This window comes from Streptomyces sp. NBC_00775 (assembly GCF_036347135.1).
Classification (GTDB): Bacteria; Actinomycetota; Actinomycetes; order Streptomycetales; family Streptomycetaceae; genus Streptomyces; species Streptomyces lutosisoli.
The window spans coordinates 7,549,811-7,573,472 of the sequence record NZ_CP108938.1; the positions used below are offsets into that span (position 1 = coordinate 7,549,811).

Genomic DNA, 23,662 nt, shown 5'->3' on the forward strand with positions numbered 1-23,662 from the left:
CCGGTCCTCTGCCGGTCCTCTGCCGGTCCTATTCCGGTCCAATTCCCGGGCCAGGACGGCGGCGGACGCGCGAGACTGGACGTATGTGCCGCAGTATCAAGACGCTCCGACCGCCCGCGATCCCCGACGAGGCCACCGAGGAGGAGATCCGCGCCGCCGCTCTCCAGTACGTCCGCAAAGTGTCGGGCTTCCGGGCCCCCGCCGCCCACAACCGCGAGGTCTTCGACCAGGCGGTGGAGGCGATCGCGGAGGCCACGGCCGAACTGCTGGGCGGCCTGGAGGTACGCGGGGCCGCGCAGCGCGCCTAAGCCTGGTTGGCCGACTCCTGGACCGCCGGTCGGCGCATCAGGAACGCCGCTCCCGTGCCCGCCGCCAGCAGCGCGCCGAACGACACCCCCGTGGCGAGCCAGGTCGCGCCCAGCCACTGGCCGCCGAAGTAGCCGAGGGCGACGCTGTACACGGCCCAGATCAGGCCCGCGAGGATGGACCAGGGCAGGAACTCGCGGACGCGGCGGTGGGCCGCGCCGGCGCCGAGCGAGACGACCGAGCGGCCGGCCGGGGCGAAGCGGGCGAGGACGACCAGGGCGCCGCCGCCGCGCGAGAGGGCCACGCCGAGACGTTCCTGCGCGCTGGTCAGGCGGCGGGAGCGGGCGATGGCGCGGTCCAGACGCTCGCCGCCGCGCCAGGCCAGGCGGTACGCCACCAGGTCGCCGAGGACGGAGGCGGTGGCGGCGCAGAGGGTGAGCATCAGGATGTCGGGCACGGCGTGCTCGACGGCGCCGGTGGCGGAGCCCGCCGCGGCCGTGGCCGCCGTGATGACCAGGACGCCGCTCGGCAGGACCGGCAGGAACACATCAAGAAGAACGGACACGGCCACCGCCGCGTAGATCCATGGGCTGCCCGTCAGCGACCCCACACTCTCCAGCACCGAAACACTCCCCTGAAATCCCCCGTAGGCACGACCACGCCGCGATGTCGCGGGGAGCGGCAGGGACGGCCTGTAACAGCCATACAGCGTACGCGGCGGGTGTGACAGGAGATCCACGGGGGGCTCATGTGTCTTTCACATCACGTTCATTCAGCCACACCTGGGCACGGTGTACGGCAGCACGACAGCGCCCGCCCCCTGCGCGAGGGGGCGGGCGCTGTCGGGGCCGAGGGATCAGACCGCGACGGGCTCGGAGGCCCGCTTGTCCTCGGTGGCCGGGGCCGTGCGGCCGGCGAGCAGCTGGTCGAGGCCGAGCGCGCCGGAGCCGGTGAAGACGAGCAGGAGCATGGTCCAGCAGAACAGCACGGAGAGCTCGCCGCCGTTCTGGATCGGCCACAGGGCCATCGACTGGTGCACGTCGAAGTACGCGTACGCCATCGAGCCCGACGCGATGAACGCCGCGGCACGGGTGCCGAGGCCGAGCAGCACGAGGGCGCCGGCGACGAGCTGGATCACGGCCGCGTACCAGCCGGGCCAGGTGCCGGCGGCGATGGTGCCGCCGTTGGTGCCCGCGGCGCCGCCGAGCACGCCGAAGAGGGAAGCGGCGCCGTGCACGGCGAAGAGCAGGCCGACGACGATGCGGAACAGGCCGATGGCGTAGGGCTGGGCGCTGTTGAGGCGTCCGGTCATGGGGGGTGACTCCTTCGGTCGGGTCCGGTCCGTGGGGGACCGGATCGTGGGGACGGAACCGAGTGAGTCATCAACGTTAGGCGAACCTAATCAATACTTGCAAGTTCAACATTCGGCCATGGGTCTGATTCCGCTTGCGGTTCCGTTTGTGCCATCGCCGCACGTAGCGCGGCCCGCGCCACCGCGTCGGCATCCGAAAGCGTGACCGAATCCACTCCCGGCCTGGCCCCGGCCGCGGTCACCCAGTGCACGCCCTCCGTGGGCACCCCGAACGCGAACCGCCGTGCGTGCGAACGGCCTTGACGGTCGATCAGACGATAAGGGCGCGGTGTTACGTCCAGTCCTCCGGTTTCGTAACCGTCGACGGTGTGCGGGCGGCACTGGCCCGTCTTCAGCAGCCGGCCGAGGAGTTCGTCGGCGGTCCTTCGCACATCCGGTTCCGGTAGCCGCGCTTCCACGAGCGTCGTCGTTCGTACGACCGAACCCGGCACGTCGGGGGAGTGCGCGACCCAGGCCCCGTCCTCCGCCCGCACCTCAAGACGTGGACCGAGGACGTCCAGGACGCCCGCCTCGATCAGCGCGACCATCTCCTCGACGCGCCGCCGGGGCGGGCCGATGGAGAGGAAGGCGTTCAGCGGCGTATACCAACGGTCCAGGTGGGCCCGGCGCGAATCGCCCGACAGCCCGCCGTGGTCCACGATTCTCCGCAGCTCGTTGCGCAGATCGCGCAGCACGTCGAGGGCGGCCTTCAGCGGTCCCTCGACATTTCCGAGCGAGGCCTGCTCGGCGTCCTCGCGCAGCCGGCCGAGCAGCCACGTCCGCCAGGCGCCGGGGCCGGTGAAGGAGTGCCCGGCGTACGGGCGTGACATGCGGTCCCAGGACCAGCGGTCGGCGGGCGCGATACCGAACTCGTCGAGGAGGGCGGCCTCTTGGGGGCCGTGGTGCGGGACGGCGAGGAAGCGGTCCCTGAAATCCCTGGGATCACTGAGGTCACTCAAATCCGAGTCACACCTCAACAGCCCCTCGTAGTAAACCGTTTCCACCTCCTTGGCGACCAACGGCCATATCTCGCGCAGGAAGTCGGGCGCGTCACCGGAGTCCGCGCGCTTGCGGAAGCCGGAGATCGCGTCGTCGGTGAGGACGAGCGGGGTGTGACGGCCGTACGGGCCCTTCGCGTTGTCGCCGCGCGCCTGGTACGGGATGCCGCGGCGCGAACCGGCGTACAACCGGGGTTCCTTGCCCGAGGGCAGATAGCGCAGGCCCTCGTCGGCCTGGACGAAACGGCCGCCGCGACCCGTGGTCAGCAGGGCCATGTGGTCGAAGAAGTTGAGGCCCAGACCGCGCAGCAGCACCGGTTCGCCGGGGGCGAGCGGGGAGAGATCGACGTCGGCCGGGTTGGCGGGCGGGATGTGACGCAGGCCGTGCCGCTCGGCGTACGCGGCCAGGCGCTGCTCCGCGGGGTCCGCGAGCACCGGCAGATGGCCCTGCGCGAGGACCACGGCGGCGAGCCCCGACAGGGTGCGGCCGGTGGAGAGGGTGAGGGTCTGGCGGCCGTCGGACGCGTCGTCGAGCCGTATCGCGCGGGCGGTGTGCACCTCGACCCGCACCGCTTCCGGCGCCGCGCGCACCGCCTCGCGGAAGACCCACTCCAGATAGCGGCCGTACTGGGCCCGGGTCGGATAGTCGTCGGGGCCCAACTCGCCGTCCGCCCAGGCGTGCAGGCTCGGCCCCGGACATATCGGCCCCGAGCAGTCCACGCTCTCGTCGGTGAAGAGGGTCACCTGCGAGGCCACGGTGTTCATCAGCAGATGCGGGGACTGCGCGGTGCGCCAGACGCGGCCGGGCCCGGGCGGCGCCGGATCGACGACGTGCACCGTCAGCCGTGCGCCCGGCGCGAGAAGCTCCGGTGCGGACGCGCAGAGGCGTTCCAGCACGCTGGTGCCGCGCGGGCCCGCGCCGACGAGGGCGACGGAGACATGGGTGGTCCCGGGCGAGGGGGAAGGCGCTGCGGACAAAGGTATGACTCCCGGGCGTGTGGGGCGCATGGCAGCAAAACGCCCGCTGGAAGCGGACGGTCCGCATCATCATGCCGTCGTACGGTGCGGGAGCCGAGCCCCGGAGCGGATGATCGGCGCCGGGTGTGGGATGCGTCACGAGCATCAGGGGCAACGCGGGCAACGCCCGCAACAACCGTACAGAATCGGCCTATTGCGGGGTGAGTTCGGACTCTTCCACGGTCTCCAGCCGCGCGCTGCCGGCACTCGTGCCTCCCCCGCCTTCCCCGCCGCCGCGCACGATCCGCGCCTGTTCGAGCCGCAGCGACGCGGAACGCCCGCGCAGGGTCAGCGTCATCAACTGGTTGCCGAACCAGGGCCCGCCGGTCTTGCGCCAGTCGACGGCCGGGTGCGCGCAGCCGCCGTGCCGGGCGAACCGGTGCCCGATCGCCCGCCCCAGCGCGCTCCAGCCGAAGCGGAAACCGAGGCGTATGGAGAGCGGGATGGAGTTGTGGACCGGGGAGCAGGTCAGCTGGACGACCCGGGCGTCGGGCCGTCGGCCGGGATCGGGCCAGGACGGTTCGGCGATGTAGGCGTGGTGGACGTCCCCCGACAGCACACACACCGTCGCCGGCGCCTCGGCCCCCGACCCCGCCTCCGCGATCAACTCCGTCAACGCCTCGAACGATTCCGGAAACGCCGCCCAGTGCTCCAGATCGGCCCGCCGCCGCAGATCCTCCCCGAACCGCGCCCACCGCGCACCCCGCTCCCCCCGGCACAGGGCCGCGTTCCACGCCTCGGCGTCGTGCACGAGCGGGGGCAGCAGCCAGGGCAGGGAGGTGCCGATGAGGAGATGGTCGTACGAACCGGGCGCGTCCAGCGCCTGCTCCCGGAGCCACCGCGCCTCCCCCGGGTCGAGCATCGCGCGGCGGTGCTCCTCCAGGACGCGGGCCGCGCGGGTGTCGACCATGAGGACGCGGGTGCGGCCGAAGTCGCGGCGGTAGCTCCAGCGGACGGAGGAGGGGTCGGTGTCGGCGTGCGCGGCGAAGGCGCGCAGGACGTCCGTGCCGTCACGAGTCTCGCGCACCGCCGCGTACAGCAGATCCTCGGACAGCTCGCGCGGGGAGAGGTTGCCGAGGTGCTGATGGACCCAGTACGACATCAGGCCGCTCAGCACCCGCTCACGCCACCACGGGGTGGCGCGGATGTCGGCGAGCCAGGAGGCGCTGGTGTTCCAGTCGTCGATGACGTCGTGGTCGTCGAAGATCATGCAACTGGGCACGGTGGACAGGAGCCAGCGGATCTCGGGGTCGAGCCAGGATTCGTAGTAGAGGCGGGTGTACTCCTCGTAGTCCGCCACCTGGTTGCCCGGGGGGTCCGCCAGACCCCGGCGCGCGGCGATCCACGCACGGGTCGCGCTCGACACCTCGTCCGCGTACACCTGGTCGCCCAACAGCAGCAGTACGTCCGGGCGTTCGCCGTCGGGCGCCGCGGCGATGCGGGCCGCGAGGGTGTCCAGGGCGTCGGGCCCCACCGGATCCTTCTCGTCCGCCGGAGGCGCGGCCCAGCGGCAGGAGCCGAAGGTGACGCGGACGGCGGCGTCCCCGTCGGGGGTGTGGACGACCGAGGGCGGGAAGGGGGAGTCGGGCAGCGGCCAGACGGTGGCGCCGTCCAGCAGGATCTCGTACGAGGTCGCCGTGCCCGGCGTCAGTCCGCTCACCGGCACCAACGCGTAGTGGTGGCCCGCGATTTGGAAGGTGCGCATCTCACCGCGGGCCCCGCCGTCGCATCGCACCTCGACGACGCACGGACGGCTCGCCTCGACCCAGAAGGTCGCGGACGAGCCGTCGACGTACCTCAGCAGCGGTCCCAGGCGCAGCTCCGCCATGTGATCACCCTCCTCCGTCGCCCCGTACGGTACGGAACGACGGAGGTGAGCGGGGAGGTTCCGGGAACTGCGCCGGTTTCTGTGGGGGGTGGGGGACCGGAGCGGATGAGCTGCCGCCGATTGGTGACAGCCGCAGGGCAGCCGCGGGGCAGCGGCCCGCGGTCAGCAGCCGCTGAGGACCGAGCTCAGCTTGGTCTTCTCGGCGGAGTCGACCGAGAGGTCGTAGTAGTACTTCACCTGGACCCAGGCGCGGACGTACGTGCAGGCGTACGAGCTGAGCGGGGGCATCCACTCGGCCGGGTCCTGGTCGCTCTTCGACTGGTTCACGTTGTCCGTGACGGCGATGAGCTGCGGGCGGGTCACGTCATTGGCGAACGCCTGGCGCTGGGCGGTGGTCCAGGCGCTGGCACCGGAGTCCCAGGCCTCGGCCAGCGGCACGAGGTGGTCGATGTCCAGGTCGGACGCGGCGGTCCAGGTGGCGCCGTCGTAGACCGAGTACCAGCTGCCGCTGGTGGCCGTGCAGGCGGAGTTGGTGACGACGTTCGTACCGTCGCGCTTGAGGACGTACTCGCGGGTGTTGCAGGTGCCGCTGATGGTGATCCAGGTCGGGAAGAGATCGCGGCTGTACCCGGTGCGGCTCTCCGTCGCGACGTCGAGGGACGCGAGGTAGGTGCGGGCGGTGGCGGCGCTGACCGGGGTGGGCAGTGCGGCGGAGGCGGTCGGGCCGTTGAAAACTCCGGCCAGGGCTATCAGGCCCGTGAAGGCGGCGAGTATGCTCAGCCGTCGACGCGCGTAGACCTTTGGCATGCGAACTCCCTTGGGGTGTGGGGGCGTTGGAGTGCGAGCGAGGGAATGCTTGCGGCGTCGTATTGCGGGAAGGTGTGCGTTCGGTAAGAAGTTAGTGACGCGTTCATGACATGACAAGGTTGATGACGGGACTTTCGGCCCTGTGGGGTTGGTTGAGCGGTCACGTAGTATGGATGGCGCAGAAGGGGAGTAGCTCTTCGCCGGACCGTCGACATACTGCTCAGCTCGTCTGAGCCGGCGCCCGGAGGCAGGCCTCGTTCGAGGGGCCGGCCAGCGAGACCTTCGGCAAGCAGTGCACCGCCCGTGCCGTCATTCGGCGTGGGTGCTCCTGCCCGTACCTCCAGGTGCGGGCGCCGCTGTGCGCTGCCGTGCCGAGGTGTCGCAGCGCAGTTATCGCACTCTCGGTGGGGCAGCCCGACCGATTGAGGAATTTTGATCAGCTTCAGCGTGATGGCGCTCGTCTTCGGCGTCGTCTTCCTTGCCGAGCTGCCGGACAAGACCGCGCTCGCCGGCCTCGTCCTCGGCACGCGCTACCGCGCCTCGTACGTCTTCGCCGGTGTCGCCGCCGCCTTCGCCCTCCATGTCGCGCTCGCCGTAGCGGCGGGCAGTGTCCTGACCCTGCTGCCGCAGCAGATCGTGCACGCGCTGACCGGTGTCCTGTTCCTCGGTGGCGCCGCGGTGCTGCTGATGAAGAAGGGGGAGGACGAGGAGGAGATCCGCAAGCCCGCGAACCAGAGCTTCTGGAAGGTCTCGGGGGCGGGCTTCATGCTCATCCTGATCGCCGAGTTCGGCGACCTCACCCAGATCATGACGGCCAACCTCGCGGCGCGCTACGACGATCCGCTCTCCGTCGGCCTCGGGGCGGTGCTTGCGCTCTGGGCGGTGGCTGGGCTGGGCATTGTGGGGGGTCGGGCTCTGATGAAGAGGGTGCCGTTGGAGTTGATCACGAAGGTGGCGGCGGTGCTGATGCTGGGGCTGGGGGTTTGGAGTCTGTACGAGGCTGTGGCGGGCTGAGGTCTGGTGGGGGGCGGTTGCTGGGTGTGCGGTTGCTTGGCGTGCGGGGCGGTCCGGGGCGGTGCGGTTCGTCGTTGGGGGCGGGGCCGCGCCGGTACGTCCAGCCCGTCGCCGGTGGGCATTACTGCCTGCTGCCACAGCATGAACTTGGCCATAACCCCGTAAGCGACGGGCTGGACGTACCGACACGGCCCCTTCGGTGCGTCGCCGACTGCGGGTGCGCCGCCGTACCGACTGTGCGTTCGTTTTGGTGTCCGTGTGGTGTCGGGGTGGTGGACCTGGAGTGTTGTGGCGGTGGCTCGGTGTGGTCGGGGTGGTTGAAGGCCAGGTCAGGCGTGGTGGCGCTGTGGGGGGTTCGTTTTGTATCGTGGGGGAACAAAGTGGCTCCCGCCCGCACTCCCTGACCGGCGGGCGGGGCCGCCTTGTCCCGGGGGCCACGCCATGGCCCCCTTTCCCGCGTCTTGGAGCATGCCGATGACGGCCACCACCGTTCTGACCGCCCGCGCCCTCCTGCTCGACATGGACGGCACCCTCGTCAACTCGGACGCCGTCGTCGAGCGCTGCTGGCGCCGCTGGGCCGAGCGGAACGGGCTGGACGGGGGCGAGGTCATGAAGGTCGTCCACGGCAGGCAGGGATACGCCTCGATGGCGGTGCTGCTGCCGCACCGGCCCATGGAGCAGAACCACGCGGACAATGCGCGGATGCTCGCCGAGGAGACCGCCGACATGGATGGCGTCGTCGCGATTCCGGGTGCCTCGGAGTTTCTGGCGTCCCTCGCCGGGGTGCCGCACGCGTTGGTGACCTCGGCGGATGTGGCTCTGTCCAGTGCGCGGATGGCTGCCGCCGGGCTTGAGCTGCCCGATGTGCGGGTCACCGCCGAGTCCGTGGGTGCGAGCGAGCCGGATCCTGAGGGGTTCCTCAAGGGTGCCGCCGAGTTGGGTGTTGCGCCTGAGGAGTGTGTTGTCTTCGAGGACTCCGGGGCGGGGATCGCGGCGGGGAAGGCTGCCGGGATGAGGGTTGTCGGGGTTGGGCCCCGGGCGGGGTTCCATCGGCCGGATGTTCTTGTGCGGGACCTTACGCAGGTGCGGGTCGAGTCCGGTGGGGACGGCACGATTCTGCTGCGCATCGACGGCTGAGGTTCCCATCCTCCAGGGGCTCCGCCCCTTCGACCCCGTTCGGTTGTGCGTCGGGTGCGGGTGGGTGGGGGCTGGTGCAAAAGATTGCGCAGTTCCCCGCGCCCCTAAAAGACCGGCCTGTTCGTTGGCTGCGGGTGGGTGGGGGTTGCTCGCGCAGTTCCCCGCGCCCCTTAAAGGCACCTGGGGCGGGCCGGCGGTTGTTTAGGGGCGCGGGGAACTGCGCGACCAGCCCCCACCCACCCGCAGCCGAACAACCCGCCTCCACCCAAGGGGCGCGGGGAACTGCGCAATCTTTTGGAGCCCCACGGACCCGCACCCGGCAACGTACGGAAGGGGCCGTGCCGGTACGTCCAAAGCCCGTCGCTTACGGGGTTATGGGCAAGTTCATGCTGTGGCAGCAGGCAGTAATGCCCACCGGCGACGGGCTGGACGTACCGGCACGGCCCCGACCCGCAACGCCACCGAACCGCACCCCAACCCCACCAGTCACGGCTCCGTCGTCTCCGCCTCCAGGCTCGCGCGTGTAGCCGTGCCGTACACCCCCTGCTCGTCGCCCGTAATGCCCCGCGCCCACTGGTAGCGGCTGACGGCGTCCTCGACCCGGTCGTCGAACTTGCCGTTGTCGGCGCCGGTGTAGAGCGCCAACTGGGTCAGGCGCAGCTGGAGTTCGGTGACCTCGGGGCCCTTGTCGCCGCGTCGTAGGGTCTGTACGCGGCGTTCGTCGGAGCTGTCGCGGGTGGCTGTCGCGGTGGTGGTCGGGCTCGGGCTTGTGGTTGTCGGCGTCGGGGTGGCCGACCGGGACGGTGACGCGGACGTGCTCGACTCGGATGCCGACGGCGATGCGCTCGCGCTGTGCGACGGGGCCGGGGCCACCGGCAGTGGTGCCGCGGACGTCGTGCTGGGCGACGTCGGCGACACCGAGGGCGCCTTGGACGACGCGTCCGGCACGCTTGCCCGTACGTCCTCCGGCAGTGCCCCGTCGTGCGCCGGCGTGTCGTACGAGAACAGCCCGCTCGCGAGGCCCGCCGCGGCCACCACGGTCACGACGGCTCCGGCGACGGCCAGGACGGCGGTACGCCGCCGGCGGCGGGGCCGTTCGTCCGGGACGGCCGTCGTGCCGGGCTCTGGGGGCTGTTCCGGGAACAGGTGTACGTCGGCGGCCTGCGGCGCGGATGGCGGCGCTGACGGCAGCGCGGTCAGGCGCATGGTGGCCGCGGACGCGTCGTCGGCGGGTCCCGCCCCCTCCGTCCCCAGCTCGACATAAGGCCGGATCCGCAGTGGGTCGAAGTCCTCCGCCGCGGCGGCCTCCGCCGTGCGGGCGTCGCGCAAGGCGTCGGACGCCCGTTGTGTGCAGGCGCAGGACGGGGTGCCGTCCGGCGCGCGGGGTGCCGCGCACTCGGGGCAGACATGCCCGTTCGGTTCAGTCACGCGTGGGTCCCTCCCCCCTGGAGAACTCCCGAGGTTATCCGTAAGTCCCTCACGCAATCTCCCCGGAGTCCCGGAATATCGCCCTCCGCAGGACTCCGGAGGGCTCAACAGGCCATAACCGGGCGCAGCGGCCAGGATGGAGGGTGACCGAGACCTCGGGGGCTCAGGGAGGCCGTATGACCGGGGACGCGCACGGCACGGACGCGGACCGCGCGGACGGGCCGGCCGGGGTGAACAAGTCGGCCGAGCGGCGTCGCGCCGCGGCCGCCGTCGACGCCCGGGACACCACGCACGGCAGCGTCTTCGTCTCGATCGGCGCACTGCTGCTCGGCATGCTGCTCGCTGCCCTCGACCAGACGATCGTGTCGACCGCGCTGCCGACCATCGTCAGCGACCTCGGCGGTCTGGAGCACCTGTCCTGGGTGGTCACCGCGTATCTGCTCGCGTCGACCGCGGCGACCCCGCTGTGGGGCAAGCTCGGCGACCAGTACGGCCGGAAGAAGCTGTTCCAGACCGCCATCGTGATCTTCCTGATCGGGTCCGCGCTGTGCGGCATGTCGCAGAACATGGGCGAGCTGATCGGCTTCCGGGCGCTGCAAGGGCTCGGCGGCGGCGGGCTCATGGTGCTGTCGATGGCGATCGTCGGTGACATCGTTCCGCCGAGAGAGCGGGGGAAGTACCAAGGGCTGTTCGGCGCCGTGTTCGGGGCGACCAGCGTGCTCGGGCCGTTGCTCGGCGGGCTCTTCACCGAGCATCTGAGCTGGCGCTGGGTGTTCTACATCAACCTGCCCGTCGGCGTGGTCGCGCTCGTCGTGATCGCGGCGGTCCTGCACATCCCCAAGAAGTCGGCCCACCACGTCATCGACTACCTCGGCACCTTCCTCATCGCCGCGGTCGCCACCTGCCTGGTCCTGGTCGCCTCGCTCGGCGGCAGCACCTGGGGCTGGGGATCGGCCCAGATCATCGGGCTCGCGGTCCTCGGCGTGGTGCTGGCCGTGGCGTTCGTCGCCGTGGAGCAGCGGGCCGCCGAACCCGTCCTCCCGCTCAAACTCTTCCGCATCCGCACCTTCACACTCTCCGCCGTCATCAGCTTCATCGTCGGCTTCGCGATGTTCGGCGCGATGACCTATCTGCCGACCTTCCTCCAGGTCGTCCAGGGTGTGTCGCCCACCATGTCCGGCGTGCACATGCTGCCGATGGTGTTCGGCCTGCTGATCTCCTCCACGGTCTCCGGACAGATCGTCAGCCGTACCGGCCGCTGGAAGGTTTTCCCCATCGCGGGCACGGCGGTCACGGCCATCGGACTGCTGCTGCTCCACCAGCTCGACGAGAACAGCAGTACCGGCGAGATGAGTTCGTACTTCTTCGTCTTCGGTCTGGGCCTCGGCCTGGTCATGCAGGTGCTGGTCCTGATCGTGCAGAACGCGGTGTCGTACGAGGATCTGGGCGTCGCCACCTCGGGTGCGACCTTCTTCCGCTCCATCGGCGCCTCGTTCGGCGTCGCCATCTTCGGCACGGTCTTCGCGAGCCGCCTCGGCGACAAGCTGACGGTCGCGCTCAGCGGGCAGCAGCTTCCCGCGGGCATCAGCCCGGACAGCCTGAAGGCCGATCCGAAGGGCATCGCCGAGCTGCCGGCCTCGCTGCAGCAGCCCGTCCTGCACGCGTACGCGTCGGCCATCACGGATGTGTTCCTGTACGCCGCCCCGGTCGCCGTCGTCGGTTTCGTCCTGGCGTGGTTCCTGCGCGAGGACAAGCTGCGCGGGTCGGTCACGGCGCCGGACGTCACGGAGACGCTCGCCAGCAATCCCGTGGAGCGGTCGTCGTACGACGAGGTGTGCCGGGCGCTGTCCCTGCTCGGCACCCGGGAGGGGAAGCGCGAGATCTACGAGACGATCACCGCGCGGGCCGGCTACGACCTGCTGCCCGCCGCGAGCTGGCTGCTGCTGCGGATCAAGAAGTACGGGTGGGCCGAGCCCGCGGAGCTCGCCGAGCGCAGTACCGTACCGCTGCACGTCATCCTCGCCGCCGCCCGGCAGCTCGAGGAGCGCAGGCTCGCCCTCCGCGAGGGACTCGACCTGGTCCTGACCGACGAGGGCCGCGAGGTCGCCGGCAGACTCGCCATGGCCCGTGAGGAGTCCCTGACCGAGCTGCTCGGCGACTGGTGGGGTCCGGACCGCCCGACCGACCTGACCAAGCTGGTCGAGGAGCTGAACAACGAAATGTGCGGCTCCGACGCGGAACGCCCGCACGACGGGACGGTGCACGGGCCGCAGACGAAGCCCGTGTGAGGCGTGAGGCGTGAGGATCAGCCGGTCAGGTCCTTTCTGAACCAGTGCTCGGCGTACATGTCGTCGTTGTGCGCCTCGGTCTCGGCGTACCCGTGCCGGGCGTACAGCGTGCGGGCCTCCACGAGGTCGCTGCGGGTGTCCAGGATCAGTCGCTCCGCGCCCATGCCGCGCGCCGCCTCCTCGGCCGCCGCGAGCAGCACGGGGCCGCCGCCCTTGCCGCGCAGCTCCTCGCGGACGAAGACGCGGCACAGCTCGCCCGTCGTCGCGTCCAGCATGCGCACGCCCGCCGTGCCCCCGGGCTCGCCGTCGTACCGCGCGACCAGCAGCACCCCGGCGGGCGCCGCGAACTCGGCCCCCGTCTGCGCGGCGACCTCGCGCTCCAGCTCGTCGGGGTCCGTCGTACGCCCCTCGTGCAGCAGATACCAGCGGTCGCTGACCTCCGTGTAGTACGCCCGCCACAGCGCGGCGGCCACGGGGGAGTCGAAGGGTTCGGGGGCGACGGTCCAGGAAGCCGTCGTGGGGGTGCGGGTCATGACGGTCATTGTCGGGAGGTGCCGTATCCGCCTCGCAAGCGAATTAGAAGATCCCTGGAGGTCTCTGGAGGTCCCTGGAGGTCTCTGGAGGTCCCTGGGGGCTAGCCCTCCCGGCGGTCCTGCCACTCCCGCACGATCTTCTCCACGTCGTAGGGCTTGAGGCCCAGCGGAGGTCCGGGCGGGGGCTTGAACATCATTTCGCGGATCTTGGCGTTGATGTCCTCGACGATGCGGCGCACGGCCGGCTCCGAGGGGGCCGTGGCGGCCGCCGCCAGGGCGTCCTCCGCTTCCTTGCGCAGGGCGAGGGTGGGCGGCAGGACGGACAGTCCCTCGCGGGCCATCTTCTGCTTGATCCACCACAGTTCGTCGTACGACGTGTCGGTGATGTGCGGCAGCGGCTTGCCCGCGCCGGGGAGTTCCGCGAACTCGCCGCGCGCCTGCGCCTCGCGGATCTGTCGGTCGATCCAGGACTCGAAGCTGACACCGGGTGGCTTTCGCTCGGTCATGAGTCCATTGTGCCGGAGGTCGCACGGAGGAGCTATCGGTCGAATTATCATGCGGCGGCGGTGCGCCAACCACGCCCCGCTCAAGGAAAATTGGACCAGGACGACCTAGAAGGAGCACGCGTGCTCGAACTCACCATGGCCTCGGTGTCCGGGGCGGACGCGGGTGCGACGGCCGGGATGCTGATGGCCGACGCGCCGAGCGACCCCGGTGCCATGCTTCGGGTGGGCCGGGACCGGGCCGTGTGCCGTCTCGCGACCCCCGACGACTGGCTGTTCGTGTCCCGGGTGCACCTGGAGTTCCTGTGCGGCCCGGACGGCTCCTGGCAGGTCACGTGGCTGCGCGGCTCGCACCCCGATCCCTCCGCCGAGGTGCGGCTGACGCTGGCCGGCCAGCCGCCCCAGACCTTTCCGTACGGCGGGACGGCCAAGCTCCCCGCGGGCAGTTCCGGAGAACTCGTCATCCAGGACCGCACCGGACCGCGCACCGTCAACGTGGGCTTCTATCACGAAGCCCCCTAGGCCCTGGCCCCGACGCGTTATGCCAGCACGCGTGCCAGCGCGAAGCCGTCGTAGCCCTTGCTGCCCACCGTCTGGATCGCCGTACCGCTCAACTTCGGGTGGGCGGCGATCAGTTCGAGCGCGGCCCGGGTGCCCTGAACGTCCCCGGCGGTGCTGTCCGCGTCGGTGACCCGGCCTTCCCGTGCGACGTTGTCGAGGACGATCACGCTGCCGGGCCGGGTGAGCTTGAGGGCCCACTCGATGTAGTGCGCGTTGTTCACCTTGTCCGCGTCGATGAAGACGAAGTCGAACGGTTCCGGGTTCTCCTCGGCCAGCTTCGGCAGCGACTCCAGGGCGGGACCCACCCGCACCTCGGAGATCTTGTCGAGGCCGGCCCGGGCGAGGTTGCCGCGGGCGACCTCGGCGTGTGCGGGGTCGTACTCGAAGGTGATCAGCCGGCCGTCGGCCGGGAGGGCGCGGCCCAGCCAGATCGTGCTGTAGCCGCCGAGCGTGCCGATCTCCAGGATGCGGCGGGCGCCCTGGATCTCGGCGAGGAGCTGGAGCAGCTTGCCCTGGTTCGGGGCGACGTTGATGTGCGGCAGCCCGGCCGCGTCGCTGTCGCGCAGCGCGGCGGCCAGGGCGTCGTCGGCGGGGGTGAGGAGGGAGGTGAAGTAGTCGTCGACGTCGTTCCACAGCTGCGACTCGCTCATGCACCATGCCTTTCGTATGCCTAGTTAGATGCGCTAACTAGTCCCCCGTGAATCTAGTCCCGGGCGCCGGCGGTTGTCAGCGGGTTTCCGGGTGTTCACCCTCGGCGTCAGCCGATCGGCGGCGGCACCCGCACCGGCGGGGGCGGCGGCACCGGGCGGCGCCTGCGGGCCCGTACGCCCATCGCCAGGGTCACGGCCGCCGCCAGCACCACGGCGGTCACCGTCAGCAGCCACGCCGGGATCCCGCCGACCGTCAGCAGCCGGTCCTCGTAGATGACTTGACGGTACGTCGTGTCCGTCGCCGTGCGCCGCAGTACGTGGTCGCCCGAGATGGCCGACGGCTCCGGGAACTCCTGGTCGAGGGCGGTGAGGAAGTCCGTGCCGTCGGCCGCGAGCTCGGACAGCGGGCCCGAGGCCGTGCTGACGCGGCCCGCGTACGAGACCACCGGGCGGTCCCCGCCGATCGCCGTCGCCGGTTCCATGCGGTGCGCGGCGAGGACGTACAGGCCCAGCGACTGCGGGGTGGCGGCCAGACGCGAGAGCCGCATCGGGTAGATCAGCTCGTCGCTGGCGAAGGTGAGGTGGAGCGGGTCGAGGGTGCCGCCGAGCGGGGTGTCCGTGTCTTCCGGGGCCAGCCGGACCGCCACGTACTCCCAGCCCTGGCTGACGTACGGGCGCAGCGCCTGGCTGAGGCGGTCGGGGAGCGCGAAGCCGTTGTCGGCGAGCCACTTGCCGAGGGCGTCGGAGTCGGTGGCGGTGAGGCGGGCGACGTCGAAGGGGCCGAGGCGCTCGCGGCCGACGACGCCCACGGAGGGTGCCGTCCCGGCGGCCCGTGGGGCGGCGTCCCCGCTCGTGTCGTCGTCGGCGAAGGGCCAGTCGCCGTTGTCCGGCCAGAAGTAGTGGCGGGTGCGGTACTCGGGCGCGGTCGCCTCGCCGAGCTGGTCGAAGAGCGCGCTGTCGCCCAGCTTCACCGTCGCCCGGTGCGGGACCGGCATGATCCACGCCGCCTTGTGGGCGTCCCCGGAGACCGTCAGGCTCATCACGATCTGCTCCTGGCGGCCGTCCCAGCGGACGGCGGACATCTCGCGGCTCACCGTGACATGCCGATTGCCGTCCGGCACCATCGCGCCGCACCCGCAGGCGTAGGCCGGTGCCACCAGGGAGCCCAGCTGGAACCCCAGCAGCGCCAGTACGACGACCAGCAGCCGCCCTCGTGCCGCCTGTGACCGGCCCGTCCGCATCCTGCCGGACATCCCCCGAACCATCCCCCGAACCATTCCTCGCAGCCTTCCGCCGTGCCGTCGGACAGGGTCTCAGACGGCACAGCGGAGGCTACGGTTCCCGGCCTGGGCGTCCACTTTCGCGGGTCTGTCGGTGATCCATCTGTGGCCTGTGTCGCGGAGCAAGGGGGGAGCCGAACCGTTCGCGCACTATCGTCATCCGGACAAAAGGTGGGAGGACATCAGGTAAAGAGGGGGTTGCCCGCGTCTCTCTCCGGGGGCAGTGCGAGCCTCATAGGGTCGGGACAGCGATCGGACGCACGGGAAACGCACGGGAACTTCGGGACGAACGGGGCGGGAGGCCGACGAGGCGTGGCGAACGTGGAGCACGGCGGACGAACGGGCGATCCTTTCGGGGCGGGGGCTGCCGACACGGCGAGAGAACGGCTGCGAGCCGTCCGTATCGGGCTGTGGGCGATCGCCGCCATCCTGGCGGTGCGGCAGGTCGCCGTCGTCCTCAGCACCCCCGAGGGGGAGCGGCTGACGGACCTGGAAACCTGGGTCGGAACGAACGGCGTGCTGCATGTGAAGGGCTCGCTGTACGACTCGACGCGGTTCACCGGTACCCCGTTCGGCGGACTCGTCCTCAAGCCGCTCACCCGGGCGGCCGAACAGGTCCTCGGCTGGGGCTGGACCTTCGGCACGCTGCTGCTGGTCGTCGCGCTCGGCATGGTCGCCGCGCGCGCCCTGCCGCAGCCCGTGAGCCGGCGTACGTCGCTGCTCGCGGCACCGGTCGCCATAAGCCTGCTGATGCTGTCGCTGCCGGTGCGCAACGCCCTCTATCTCGGCCAGACCAGCATCATCCCCGTGCTGCTCGTCCTGCTCGGCTGCTTCGCCGTGCGCGGGGAGCGCGCCAGCGGCGCCCTGATCGGCCTCGCGGCGGCGCTGCAGCCGACCGTGCTGCTCTTCGCACCGCTGCTCTGGTTCACCGGGCGGCGCCGCGCCGCCGAGTCCACCGGGATCACCTTCGCCGCGCTCACCGCGCTCGCCTGGGCCGCGATGCCGCACGACTCCAGCACGTACTGGGTGCACCACCTGGCGGGCGTCGGCCTCGGCAAGGACGCCGACGACCTCGCCAACCAGTCCCTGCACGGCGCGCTGCTGCGGTTCGGCCTCACCGGCCCGCTGGAGATCGGCCTGTTCCTGGCCCTCGGCGCGGCCGTCGCCTACGTCGGCCTGCGCCGCGCCGTGCGCTACGCGCGGGACGGTCAGCTGCTGCTCGCCGTGGCGGTCACCGGCTGTGTCGCCGTCGCCGTCTCGCCCACGACCTGGCAGCACCAACTGCTGTGGGTGCTGCTCGCGATGGTCGGCCGGGTCGGCAAGAAGACCTCGGACCGCTCCATGTGGCCCGTCGCCGTCATCCTCGTCATGACGCTGCCCGCGAAGATGATGCTGCCGAACATGGCGTCGCTCTATCCGCTGCGCGACAACGTGGTGCTGCTGGCCGCGCTCGCCGCCGCCACGATCGTGCCGTTCCTGTCCCGTACCTCGGAGTACTACCAGACGCCGATCCCCACCGACTACGCCAAGCCGGTGCCGACCCGCTTCAAGCGGGTGCCGCTGCTCCCGTTCCTCGGCCGTGTCCACAGCCGCCCGAACCTGCTGCTCGAACTGCTCCTGATCCGCGTCGGCTACTCCGCCTACCAGCAGGTCAGGCTCGCGGCGACGGGCGGCACCAACGCGGGCGGCCGGGCCACCGCCGAGCACCACGGCGAGCAGATACTCGCCATCGAGCGGTTCCTGCACATCGACATCGAGCACTGGGCCAACCATGCGGTGGTGAAGGTCGGCTTCCTGCGGGACTTCTTCGACTTCTACTACGAGTCGTTCCACTTCGTCGTCCCGCTCACCGTCCTCGGTGTGCTGTACGCCCGCCGCCCCGGCGACTACCGCTGGGCGCGCTCGGCGCTCGGCTTCGCCACCCTGTTCGCGCTCGTCGGCTTCTGGCTCTACCCGCTCGCCCCGCCGCGGCTGCTGCCGGGCCTCGGCGTCATCGACACCGTGCACGGCGTGCAGGACTTCTCCAAGCCGGACTACGGCACGCTGACCGCGCTGACGAATCAGTACGCGGCGATGCCCTCGCTGCACTTCGGCTGGTCCCTGTGGTGCGGGCTCGTCATCGCGATCCTGGCGCCCAAGTGGTGGATGAAGGCACTCGGCCTGCTGCACCCGCTCTTCACGGTCTCCGCGATCGTGGCGACCGGCAACCACTGGGTGCTGGACGCGGTGGGCGGCGCGGTGGTCGTGAGCGCGGGCTTCGGCCTGACCCATCTGCTCCAGGGCCCCCGGCCCCGGACGTCGGTGAAACCCGTGGAGGACGGCACGGTCAGCACGAAGGAGCCGGTCCCGGCGGCGGGTCGTACTCCGAGCTGATCCGGTACGCCCCCGGCTCGCTCACCGTCAGCCGCGTGAACTCACCGGCCTTCTCCAGGCAGCCGCCCTCGGCGCGCAGCCACGGCGAGTACGCGACCCGCACGGTCACCGAGCCGGGCGCCGGCATCCGCACATCGATCTCGGCGCTCGTGGTCCGCACGACGGAGGCGGGCGCCGACACCAGCGGCACCGCCGCGTGCACCCGGAACACCCGCCAGTGCGCGTCGTTCCACACCGGCTCCAGCCACGCCGGCCGGGTCTTCACCAGACGCGCCTCGGCCTCCGCGTAGCCGTCCGGCCTGCCCGACGGCAGGACGACATAGCCGACCGCCCAGCGGTCCAGCCAGGCCCGGTAGGACGCCTCAGAGAAGGTGCCGTCGTAGAAGAGCCAGCCGCGCTCCATGTCCATCTGGCGGTTCCAGCCGCGCGCCAGGTTCACATGCGGGGCGAGCACGGCGGCTTCGCGGTGGTTGCGGGCCGGGACCACCTCGACCCGGCCGCGGCCGGCGCCGAGCGCCTCAAGGGCTCCGACCACGCCGTGTGTGTCGGCGGCCCAGGCCGGCACGACCGTCGATACCTCAAGATCGTCGACGGTCTTCTTGCCGACCCAGGCGAGCGAGAACACCAGCGCCACGATCAGCGCGCTGCGCCGCACCCTCCTGAGCCGGGGGGCGCCCAGCAGCACCGCGAGCAGCACGGCCGGCGCGAACAGCTCCGCGAACCGCTCGACGTTCGTCCCGACCGGCGAGGGGATCAGATACGTCAGGACGGTTCCGGCCGCGTAGACGGCACCGCTCCACCGGGCCACCCGCCAGCCCCGCGGGGCCAGTACGGCCACGGTCAGCCCGAGCAGCACGGGCGGCCAGATCCGGGCGCACGGCATCAACTGCTCGCCGGTGAACGGGAACAGCAGCGTCGTCGCCCCGACCACGACACCCGGCGGCACCATCAGGGCGCAGGCCCGCACCCCGTCCCGTACGGCGAGATACGCGGCGCCCACCACGGCCAGGAACAGCCCGGCCACCGGGCTCGCCATCGTGGCGAGCGTCGCGTACGCCACCGCCAGCAGCACGCGCCGCTCGCGCACCAGCGGTACACAGGCGGCGAGTCCGAGGGCGACGCCGAGCGCGAAGGTCGTCCGCCCCGACGCGACGTCGCACCACAGCGCGAGCGCGGCGAGCAGGGCCGGGCCCACCGGCCGTCGTATGCCCGTGCGCCCGATCAGCACGGCGGCCAGCCAGGTGGCGGCGAGCCCGGAGACCACCGTCACCGTGCGCACACCGAGCGCAGCCATCAGATACGGCGAGATCAGGCTGTAGTTGGCGGTGTGCATCCCGCCGTACCAGAACAGGTTGTACGCCGATCCGCCGTTCCGCGACGCGAACCCGGCCCAGGCCTCCTGGGCCGCGAGATCGCCGCCGCCGGTGGCGAGGAACGCCCACCACACCGCGTACAGCGGAAGCGTGGGCAGGGTGGCGAGCAGCGGGAGGCGGTGGCGGTGCCAGAACGTGCGGACGGGGTGGAGACGGCGGAAGCGGCCGTTCCGGGGCTCGTCCGCGGGATCCTGCCGGACGGGGTGCAGATCGGCCAGTTCGGCGTGGACCACGGCGCGCGTTTCCGTTCGAAGTCTTCGAAGGTGTGGGTTTGCTGTGCCACGAGTGAAGACGTGAAACGGAGTGGAGACGTTCATCGGCGGTGAAGAAGCTCGTCACGGGGGAGGCAGGAGCAGGGCGTAGGGGGGATGCCCCTGCCTCCCGCGAGACGGGCCGACGGATTCCGGGAGGCCGTCGGCCCGAGTACCTCAACTGGCGTTGACCTGAAGCTCCTTGACGCCGTTCAGCCAGGCGGAGCGCAGGCGGCGCGGGTCGCCGGCGAGTCGGAGGTTCGGCATCGCGTCGGCTATCGCGTTGAAGATGAGGTCGATCTCCAGGGTGGCCAGGGACTTGCCGAGGCAGAAGTGCGGGCCTCCGCCGCCGAAGCCGAGGTGCGGGTTGGGGTCGCGGGTGATGTCGAAGACCTCGGGGCGCTCGAATACCTCGGGGTCGTTGTTGGCGGAGGAGTAGAAGATGCCGACGCGGTCGCCCTTCTTGATCTGCTGCCCGCCCAGTTCGGTGTCCTGGGTCGCGGTGCGCTGGAAGGAGACGACGGGGGTCGCCCAGCGGACGATCTCCTCGGCGGTGGTCTTCGGGCGCTCCCTCTTGTAGAGGTCCCACGCCTCGGGGTGGGTGAGGAAGGCGTGCATGCCGTGCGTGATGGCGTTGCGGGTCGTCTCGTTGCCCGCGACGGCCAGCAGCAGCACGAAGAAGCCGAACTCGTCGGAGGCCAGGTTCCCTTCGTCCTCGGCCGCCACCAGCGTGCTGACGATGTCCTTGGCGGGGCACTGCTTGCGGTCGGCGGCCATGTTCATCGCGTACGAGATGAGCTCGGTGGCCGACTCGGCGCCGACCTCCTCGGTGATCGCGTACTCCGGATCGTCGTACGACACCATCTTGTTGGACCAGTCGAAGATCTTGGCCCGGTCGTCCTGCGGGACGCCGATGAGCTCGGCGATGGCCTGGAGGGGCAGTTCGCAGGCGACCTGGGTGACGAAGTCGAAGGCGCCGTCCGGGCCCGCGCCCGCGAGCGCGCTCTCGACGATCGTGCCCGCGCGGGCACGCAGGGCGGCCTCCAGGGAGCGGATGGCACGCGGGGTGAAGCCGCGCTGCACGATCTGGCGGACCCGGGTGTGCTCGGGCGGGTCCATGTTGAGCATGATCAGCCGCTGCACTTCTATCTGTTCGCGCTGGATGTGCTCGTTGAAGCGGATGACGGCGGTGTTGAGGAACGAGGAGAAGAGCTCGGGGTGCGTGGAGACGTACTTGACGTCCGCGTGTCGGGTGACGGCCCAGTAGCCGTCGTCCTCGAAGCCGGCGATGCCGGGCTGTTGCGGGATCCAGTGGACGGGTTCGACCCGGCGCAGCTCGGCGAACTCCGGGAGGGGCACGCGGTGGTGCAGCACATCGGGGTCGGTGAAATCGAACCCGTCGGGCAGCGCTGGACAGGGCATCGGCAACTCCTGCCGTCTGACGGTCCATCAGGAATTTGTGTCGTGAAGGTAGTAACGGGTTCTACAAGTGGCAAGGGGCACGGCGCCTCGAATTGCGTGCGGGATTCGTGCAGATCGCAACTTCGGAGCCTGCAAGACCCTTGCGGTTGTGGACACGCTGTCAGCAGACTGCACTCAGAACTAGAACGCGTACTAGTTCTGCGCGGTGGGTGGGCCGGGACGCCCCGCGCTGCGCGGGTCAGCAGGGCCTGGCCGCAGGACAGGCCTGAGGAGAGGACTAGCCCCCATGGCCGCGGAACCCGTGATCGTCGAAGCCGTACGCACCCCCATCGGCAAGCGCGGCGGCGCGCTCGCCAACCTCCACCCCGCCTACCTCCTGGGCGAGACCTACCGTGAACTCCTCGGCCGCACCGGCATCCACGCCGACTGCGTCGAGCAGATCGTCGGCGGCACGGTGACCCACGCCGGCGAACAGTCCATGAACCCCGCGCGCACGGCATGGCTGACCATGGGCCTGCCCTACGAGACGGCGGCCACGACGGTCGACTGCCAGTGCGGCTCCTCGCAGCAGGCCTCGCACATGGTCGCCAACATGGTCGCGGCGGGCGTCATCGACGTCGGCATCAGCTGCGGCATCGAGGCGATGTCCCGGGTGCCGCTGGGCTCGGGGTCCAAGCACGGGCCCGGGAAGCCGTTCCCGGATGAGTGGAACGTGGACCTCCCCAATCAGTTCGAGGCGGCGGAGCGGATCGCCCGCCATCGGGGCCTGACGCGCGAGAACGTCGACTCCCTCGGCCTCATCTCCCAGGAACGCGCCGCCATCGCCTGGTCCGAGGAGCGGTTCAAGAGGGAGACCTTCGCCGTCCAGGTGCCCACGACGGAGGAGGAGCAGCGGGCGGGGCAGGGCATGTGGCGCCTCGTCGACCGCGACGAGGGGCTCCGCGACACGACCATGGAGGCGCTGGCGAGGCTGAAGCCGGTGATGCCGACCGCCATCCACACGGCGGGCAACTCGTCGCAGATCTCGGACGGTGCGTCGGCCATCCTGTGGGCGTCCAAGCGGATGGCACGAGCGCTGAAGCTCCGGCCGCGCGCGCGGATCGTCGCCCAGGCGCTGGTCGGCTCCGACCCGCACTTCCACCTCGACGGGCCGCTCGACGCGACGCGGGCGGTTCTGGGCAAGGCCGGGATGTCCCTGAAGGACATCGACCTCGTCGAGATCAACGAGGCGTTCGCTTCAGTGGTGTTGAGCTGGGCGCAGGTCTTCGAGCAGGACCTGGAGAAGGTGAACGTGAACGGCGGTGCGATCGCGCTCGGGCATCCGGTGGGGGCGACGGGGGCGCGGCTGATCACGACCGCGCTGCATGAACTGGAGCGCCGGGACAAGGAGTTCGCGCTGATCACGATGTGTGCGGGGGGCGGGTTGGCCACCGGCACGATCATTCAGCGGTTGTAGTCGCCGTCCAGTTGACGAAGGTGGTGAAGGTGGCGGGGTCCAGGGTGAGGGTGGGCCCCGCCGGGTTTTTGGAGTCTCGGATGGCGATGGTGGTGCAGGGGGTTTCGGCGATCTCGACGCAGTCGCCGCCCTGGTCGCCGCTGTAGCTGGACTTACGCCACTGGATCCCCGTCGGAATCGCGGTGTTCGCCATAGCGTTCCTCCATTGCGCGCCGGATCAGCTCCGCCGAGTCCTTGAGGGAAAGTGCGGCGGCCTGAAGATGATCGTAACGGAGCGAACAGTCCTTGACGGTGTCCGGGTTGGCGGTCGGATGCCCGCTGCCGTAGCCCTCGGTGTAGACGATGTCCGGGTCGCTCGCGAAGCGATAGAGGTTGAATGAGCCTTGGAGCCCCGCGTGTGCTCCGGCCGAGAACGGCAGCACCTGGATGTTGATCCGGGGATTGCTCTCGAACGACAACAGGTGGGCCAGTTGCCCCCGCATGGTCTCCGGGCCGCCGATCTCCTGATAGAGGGCGGCCTCGCTGATGACCGCCCACAGGACCGGCGGCACCTCCTTCTCGAAGATGCGCTGACGGGCCAGTCGTACGGCGGTGCGGTCGTCGAGGTTCGTCTGGTCCAGCGCACCGAGTACGGCACGCACATACGCCTCGGTCTGGAGGAGGCCATGGACCATGTGCAACTGGAAGGTGCAGATCTCCGTGGCCCGCGCCTCCAACTCCGCCACCTGTTGGAACCAGGCCGGAAGTTGACTACGCATCACCAGGTCGACGAGCCGGTACAGCAACCCGCCCGTATCCAGCGCCACATCCACCCGCTCACTGAACTCCGGCGTCGGCAGCTTCCTGGCCGTCTCGATCTGCCCGACCAGCGAACCCGTGTAGTTGACGATGTCGCCGAGCTGCTTCTGCGTCAGCCCGGCGGCTTCCCGGTACCGGCGCAGCTCGAACCCGTAGTAGTCGAGCGGTGAGGCTCCCGGGTCGAGGACGTTGATGTGGGTCACGTACGGCCCCTTCTCGCGCAACTCGGCCCACTGCGGGACCTGTTGTATCCGAACCGTAGCCCAGAGTAGTCGCGCGAGGTCAGCC

Annotated in this window: 21 protein-coding genes; 7 read left to right on the plus strand and 14 right to left on the minus strand. The window is 70.6% G+C overall.

The annotated features are described in order from the left end of the window. The first annotated feature begins 83 nt into the window (after positions 1-83). Positions 84-308 carry a DUF2277 domain-containing protein gene (locus OIC96_RS33570; RefSeq protein WP_330304264.1) on the plus strand — a complete coding sequence of 75 codons (225 nt, stop codon included), beginning with the start codon at positions 84-86 and terminating at the stop codon, positions 306-308. Here the strand turns inward: OIC96_RS33570 and OIC96_RS33575 are convergent. From OIC96_RS33575 to OIC96_RS33595, 5 genes are all read right to left on the minus strand, one after another. Continuing rightward, the gene (locus tag OIC96_RS33575; RefSeq protein WP_327428358.1) at positions 305-928 is read right to left on the minus strand and encodes a DedA family protein; all 624 of its coding nucleotides are present in this window, start codon (positions 926-928) and stop codon (positions 305-307) included. The two genes, OIC96_RS33570 and OIC96_RS33575, sit on opposite strands and share 4 nt — an antisense overlap. A gap of 234 nt (positions 929-1,162) precedes the next feature. Further along, positions 1,163-1,618 (minus strand): DoxX family protein, encoded by a 456-nt coding sequence (locus OIC96_RS33580; protein WP_330304263.1) that lies wholly within the window; start codon positions 1,616-1,618, stop codon positions 1,163-1,165. A gap of 86 nt (positions 1,619-1,704) precedes the next feature. Then, positions 1,705-3,663: an FAD/NAD(P)-binding protein gene (locus tag OIC96_RS33585; RefSeq protein ID WP_330304262.1), complete on the minus strand. Its 1,959-nt coding sequence runs from the start codon at positions 3,661-3,663 to the stop codon at positions 1,705-1,707. A 160-nt stretch (positions 3,664-3,823) separates the two neighbouring features. Continuing rightward, positions 3,824-5,500: an alkaline phosphatase D family protein gene (locus OIC96_RS33590; protein WP_330304261.1), complete on the minus strand. Its 1,677-nt coding sequence runs from the start codon at positions 5,498-5,500 to the stop codon at positions 3,824-3,826. Between the two features lie 162 nt (positions 5,501-5,662). Further along, positions 5,663-6,307 (minus strand): HNH endonuclease family protein, encoded by a 645-nt coding sequence (locus OIC96_RS33595; protein WP_330304260.1) that lies wholly within the window; start codon positions 6,305-6,307, stop codon positions 5,663-5,665. Between the two features lie 432 nt (positions 6,308-6,739). Between OIC96_RS33595 and OIC96_RS33600 the strand changes: the two genes are divergently transcribed. Next, the gene (locus OIC96_RS33600) at positions 6,740-7,321 is read left to right on the plus strand and encodes a TMEM165/GDT1 family protein (protein ID WP_330304259.1); all 582 of its coding nucleotides are present in this window, start codon (positions 6,740-6,742) and stop codon (positions 7,319-7,321) included. 468 nt (positions 7,322-7,789) lie between these two features. Continuing rightward, positions 7,790-8,458, plus strand: coding sequence for an HAD-IA family hydrolase (locus tag OIC96_RS33605; RefSeq protein ID WP_330304258.1), 669 nt, complete (start codon positions 7,790-7,792; stop codon positions 8,456-8,458). A gap of 486 nt (positions 8,459-8,944) precedes the next feature. On the opposite strand, the gene OIC96_RS33610 is transcribed toward OIC96_RS33605, so the two are convergent. Next, positions 8,945-9,886, minus strand: coding sequence for a peptidoglycan-binding domain-containing protein (locus OIC96_RS33610; protein ID WP_330304257.1), 942 nt, complete (start codon positions 9,884-9,886; stop codon positions 8,945-8,947). A 332-nt stretch (positions 9,887-10,218) separates the two neighbouring features. Between OIC96_RS33610 and OIC96_RS33615 the strand changes: the two genes are divergently transcribed. Beyond that, entirely contained in the window at positions 10,219-12,174 is a 1,956-nt protein-coding gene (locus OIC96_RS33615) for an MDR family MFS transporter (protein WP_406502255.1), read from the plus strand. A 17-nt stretch (positions 12,175-12,191) separates the two neighbouring features. Here the strand turns inward: OIC96_RS33615 and OIC96_RS33620 are convergent, their stop codons facing one another. Next, positions 12,192-12,707 carry a GNAT family N-acetyltransferase gene (locus tag OIC96_RS33620; RefSeq protein WP_330304255.1) on the minus strand — a complete coding sequence of 172 codons (516 nt, stop codon included), beginning with the start codon at positions 12,705-12,707 and terminating at the stop codon, positions 12,192-12,194. A gap of 101 nt (positions 12,708-12,808) precedes the next feature. Next, complete coding sequence (locus tag OIC96_RS33625; protein ID WP_330304254.1) at positions 12,809-13,213, minus strand: J-domain-containing protein; 405 nt, start codon at positions 13,211-13,213, stop codon at positions 12,809-12,811. 120 nt (positions 13,214-13,333) lie between these two features. Here OIC96_RS33625 and OIC96_RS33630 point away from each other — a divergent pair, with 120 nt between their 5' ends. Beyond that, positions 13,334-13,732 carry a hypothetical protein gene (locus OIC96_RS33630; protein ID WP_330304253.1) on the plus strand — a complete coding sequence of 133 codons (399 nt, stop codon included), beginning with the start codon at positions 13,334-13,336 and terminating at the stop codon, positions 13,730-13,732. A gap of 17 nt (positions 13,733-13,749) precedes the next feature. Here the strand turns inward: OIC96_RS33630 and OIC96_RS33635 are convergent, their stop codons facing one another. Then, on the minus strand, positions 13,750-14,421 hold the full coding sequence (locus OIC96_RS33635) for an O-methyltransferase (RefSeq protein WP_330304252.1): 672 nt from the start codon (positions 14,419-14,421) through the stop codon (positions 13,750-13,752). 107 nt (positions 14,422-14,528) lie between these two features. After that, the gene (locus tag OIC96_RS33640) at positions 14,529-15,674 is read right to left on the minus strand and encodes a DUF2330 domain-containing protein (protein ID WP_330304251.1); all 1,146 of its coding nucleotides are present in this window, start codon (positions 15,672-15,674) and stop codon (positions 14,529-14,531) included. Between the two features lie 339 nt (positions 15,675-16,013). Between OIC96_RS33640 and OIC96_RS33645 the strand changes: the two genes are divergently transcribed. Further along, positions 16,014-18,074: a bifunctional glycosyltransferase 87/phosphatase PAP2 family protein gene (locus OIC96_RS33645; RefSeq protein WP_330304250.1), complete on the plus strand. Its 2,061-nt coding sequence runs from the start codon at positions 16,014-16,016 to the stop codon at positions 18,072-18,074. On the opposite strand, the gene OIC96_RS33650 is transcribed toward OIC96_RS33645, so the two are convergent. After that, positions 18,028-19,680 (minus strand): hypothetical protein, encoded by a 1,653-nt coding sequence (locus tag OIC96_RS33650; RefSeq protein WP_330304249.1) that lies wholly within the window; start codon positions 19,678-19,680, stop codon positions 18,028-18,030. The genes OIC96_RS33645 and OIC96_RS33650 overlap by 47 nt on opposite strands. A gap of 195 nt (positions 19,681-19,875) precedes the next feature. Next, complete coding sequence (locus OIC96_RS33655; RefSeq protein ID WP_330304248.1) at positions 19,876-21,120, minus strand: cytochrome P450; 1,245 nt, start codon at positions 21,118-21,120, stop codon at positions 19,876-19,878. Positions 21,121-21,406: 286 nt separating this feature from the next. Here OIC96_RS33655 and OIC96_RS33660 point away from each other — a divergent pair, with 286 nt between their 5' ends. Then, positions 21,407-22,576, plus strand: coding sequence for a steroid 3-ketoacyl-CoA thiolase (locus tag OIC96_RS33660; RefSeq protein WP_330304247.1), 1,170 nt, complete (start codon positions 21,407-21,409; stop codon positions 22,574-22,576). Here OIC96_RS33660 and OIC96_RS33665 read toward each other — a convergent pair. Continuing rightward, complete coding sequence (locus OIC96_RS33665; protein ID WP_330304246.1) at positions 22,560-22,769, minus strand: DUF397 domain-containing protein; 210 nt, start codon at positions 22,767-22,769, stop codon at positions 22,560-22,562. The genes OIC96_RS33660 and OIC96_RS33665 overlap by 17 nt on opposite strands. Continuing rightward, the gene (locus OIC96_RS33670) at positions 22,729-23,577 is read right to left on the minus strand and encodes a helix-turn-helix domain-containing protein (RefSeq protein WP_330304245.1); all 849 of its coding nucleotides are present in this window, start codon (positions 23,575-23,577) and stop codon (positions 22,729-22,731) included. Before OIC96_RS33670 ends, OIC96_RS33665 begins: the two co-directional genes overlap by 41 nt. Positions 23,578-23,662: the final 85 nt, after the last annotated feature.

What these genes read in the sequence shown, in the direction of transcription:
- OIC96_RS33570 (WP_330304264.1), top strand. Translation starts at nt 84, where the DNA reads ATGTGCCGCAGTATCAAGACGCTCCGACCGCCCGCGATCCCCGACGAG.
- OIC96_RS33580 (WP_330304263.1), bottom strand. Translation starts at nt 1,618, where the DNA reads ATGACCGGACGCCTCAACAGCGCCCAGCCCTACGCCATCGGCCTGTTC.
- OIC96_RS33585 (WP_330304262.1), bottom strand. Translation starts at nt 3,663, where the DNA reads ATGCGCCCCACACGCCCGGGAGTCATACCTTTGTCCGCAGCGCCTTCC.
- OIC96_RS33590 (WP_330304261.1), bottom strand. Translation starts at nt 5,500, where the DNA reads ATGGCGGAGCTGCGCCTGGGACCGCTGCTGAGGTACGTCGACGGCTCG.
- OIC96_RS33595 (WP_330304260.1), bottom strand. Translation starts at nt 6,307, where the DNA reads ATGCCAAAGGTCTACGCGCGTCGACGGCTGAGCATACTCGCCGCCTTC.
- OIC96_RS33605 (WP_330304258.1), top strand. Translation starts at nt 7,790, where the DNA reads ATGCCGATGACGGCCACCACCGTTCTGACCGCCCGCGCCCTCCTGCTC.
- OIC96_RS33615 (WP_406502255.1), top strand. Translation starts at nt 10,219, where the DNA reads ATGCTGCTCGCTGCCCTCGACCAGACGATCGTGTCGACCGCGCTGCCG.
- OIC96_RS33620 (WP_330304255.1), bottom strand. Translation starts at nt 12,707, where the DNA reads ATGACCCGCACCCCCACGACGGCTTCCTGGACCGTCGCCCCCGAACCC.
- OIC96_RS33625 (WP_330304254.1), bottom strand. Translation starts at nt 13,213, where the DNA reads ATGACCGAGCGAAAGCCACCCGGTGTCAGCTTCGAGTCCTGGATCGAC.
- OIC96_RS33635 (WP_330304252.1), bottom strand. Translation starts at nt 14,421, where the DNA reads ATGAGCGAGTCGCAGCTGTGGAACGACGTCGACGACTACTTCACCTCC.
- OIC96_RS33640 (WP_330304251.1), bottom strand. Translation starts at nt 15,674, where the DNA reads ATGTCCGGCAGGATGCGGACGGGCCGGTCACAGGCGGCACGAGGGCGG.
- OIC96_RS33655 (WP_330304248.1), bottom strand. Translation starts at nt 21,120, where the DNA reads ATGCCCTGTCCAGCGCTGCCCGACGGGTTCGATTTCACCGACCCCGAT.
- OIC96_RS33660 (WP_330304247.1), top strand. Translation starts at nt 21,407, where the DNA reads ATGGCCGCGGAACCCGTGATCGTCGAAGCCGTACGCACCCCCATCGGC.
- OIC96_RS33665 (WP_330304246.1), bottom strand. Translation starts at nt 22,769, where the DNA reads ATGGCGAACACCGCGATTCCGACGGGGATCCAGTGGCGTAAGTCCAGC.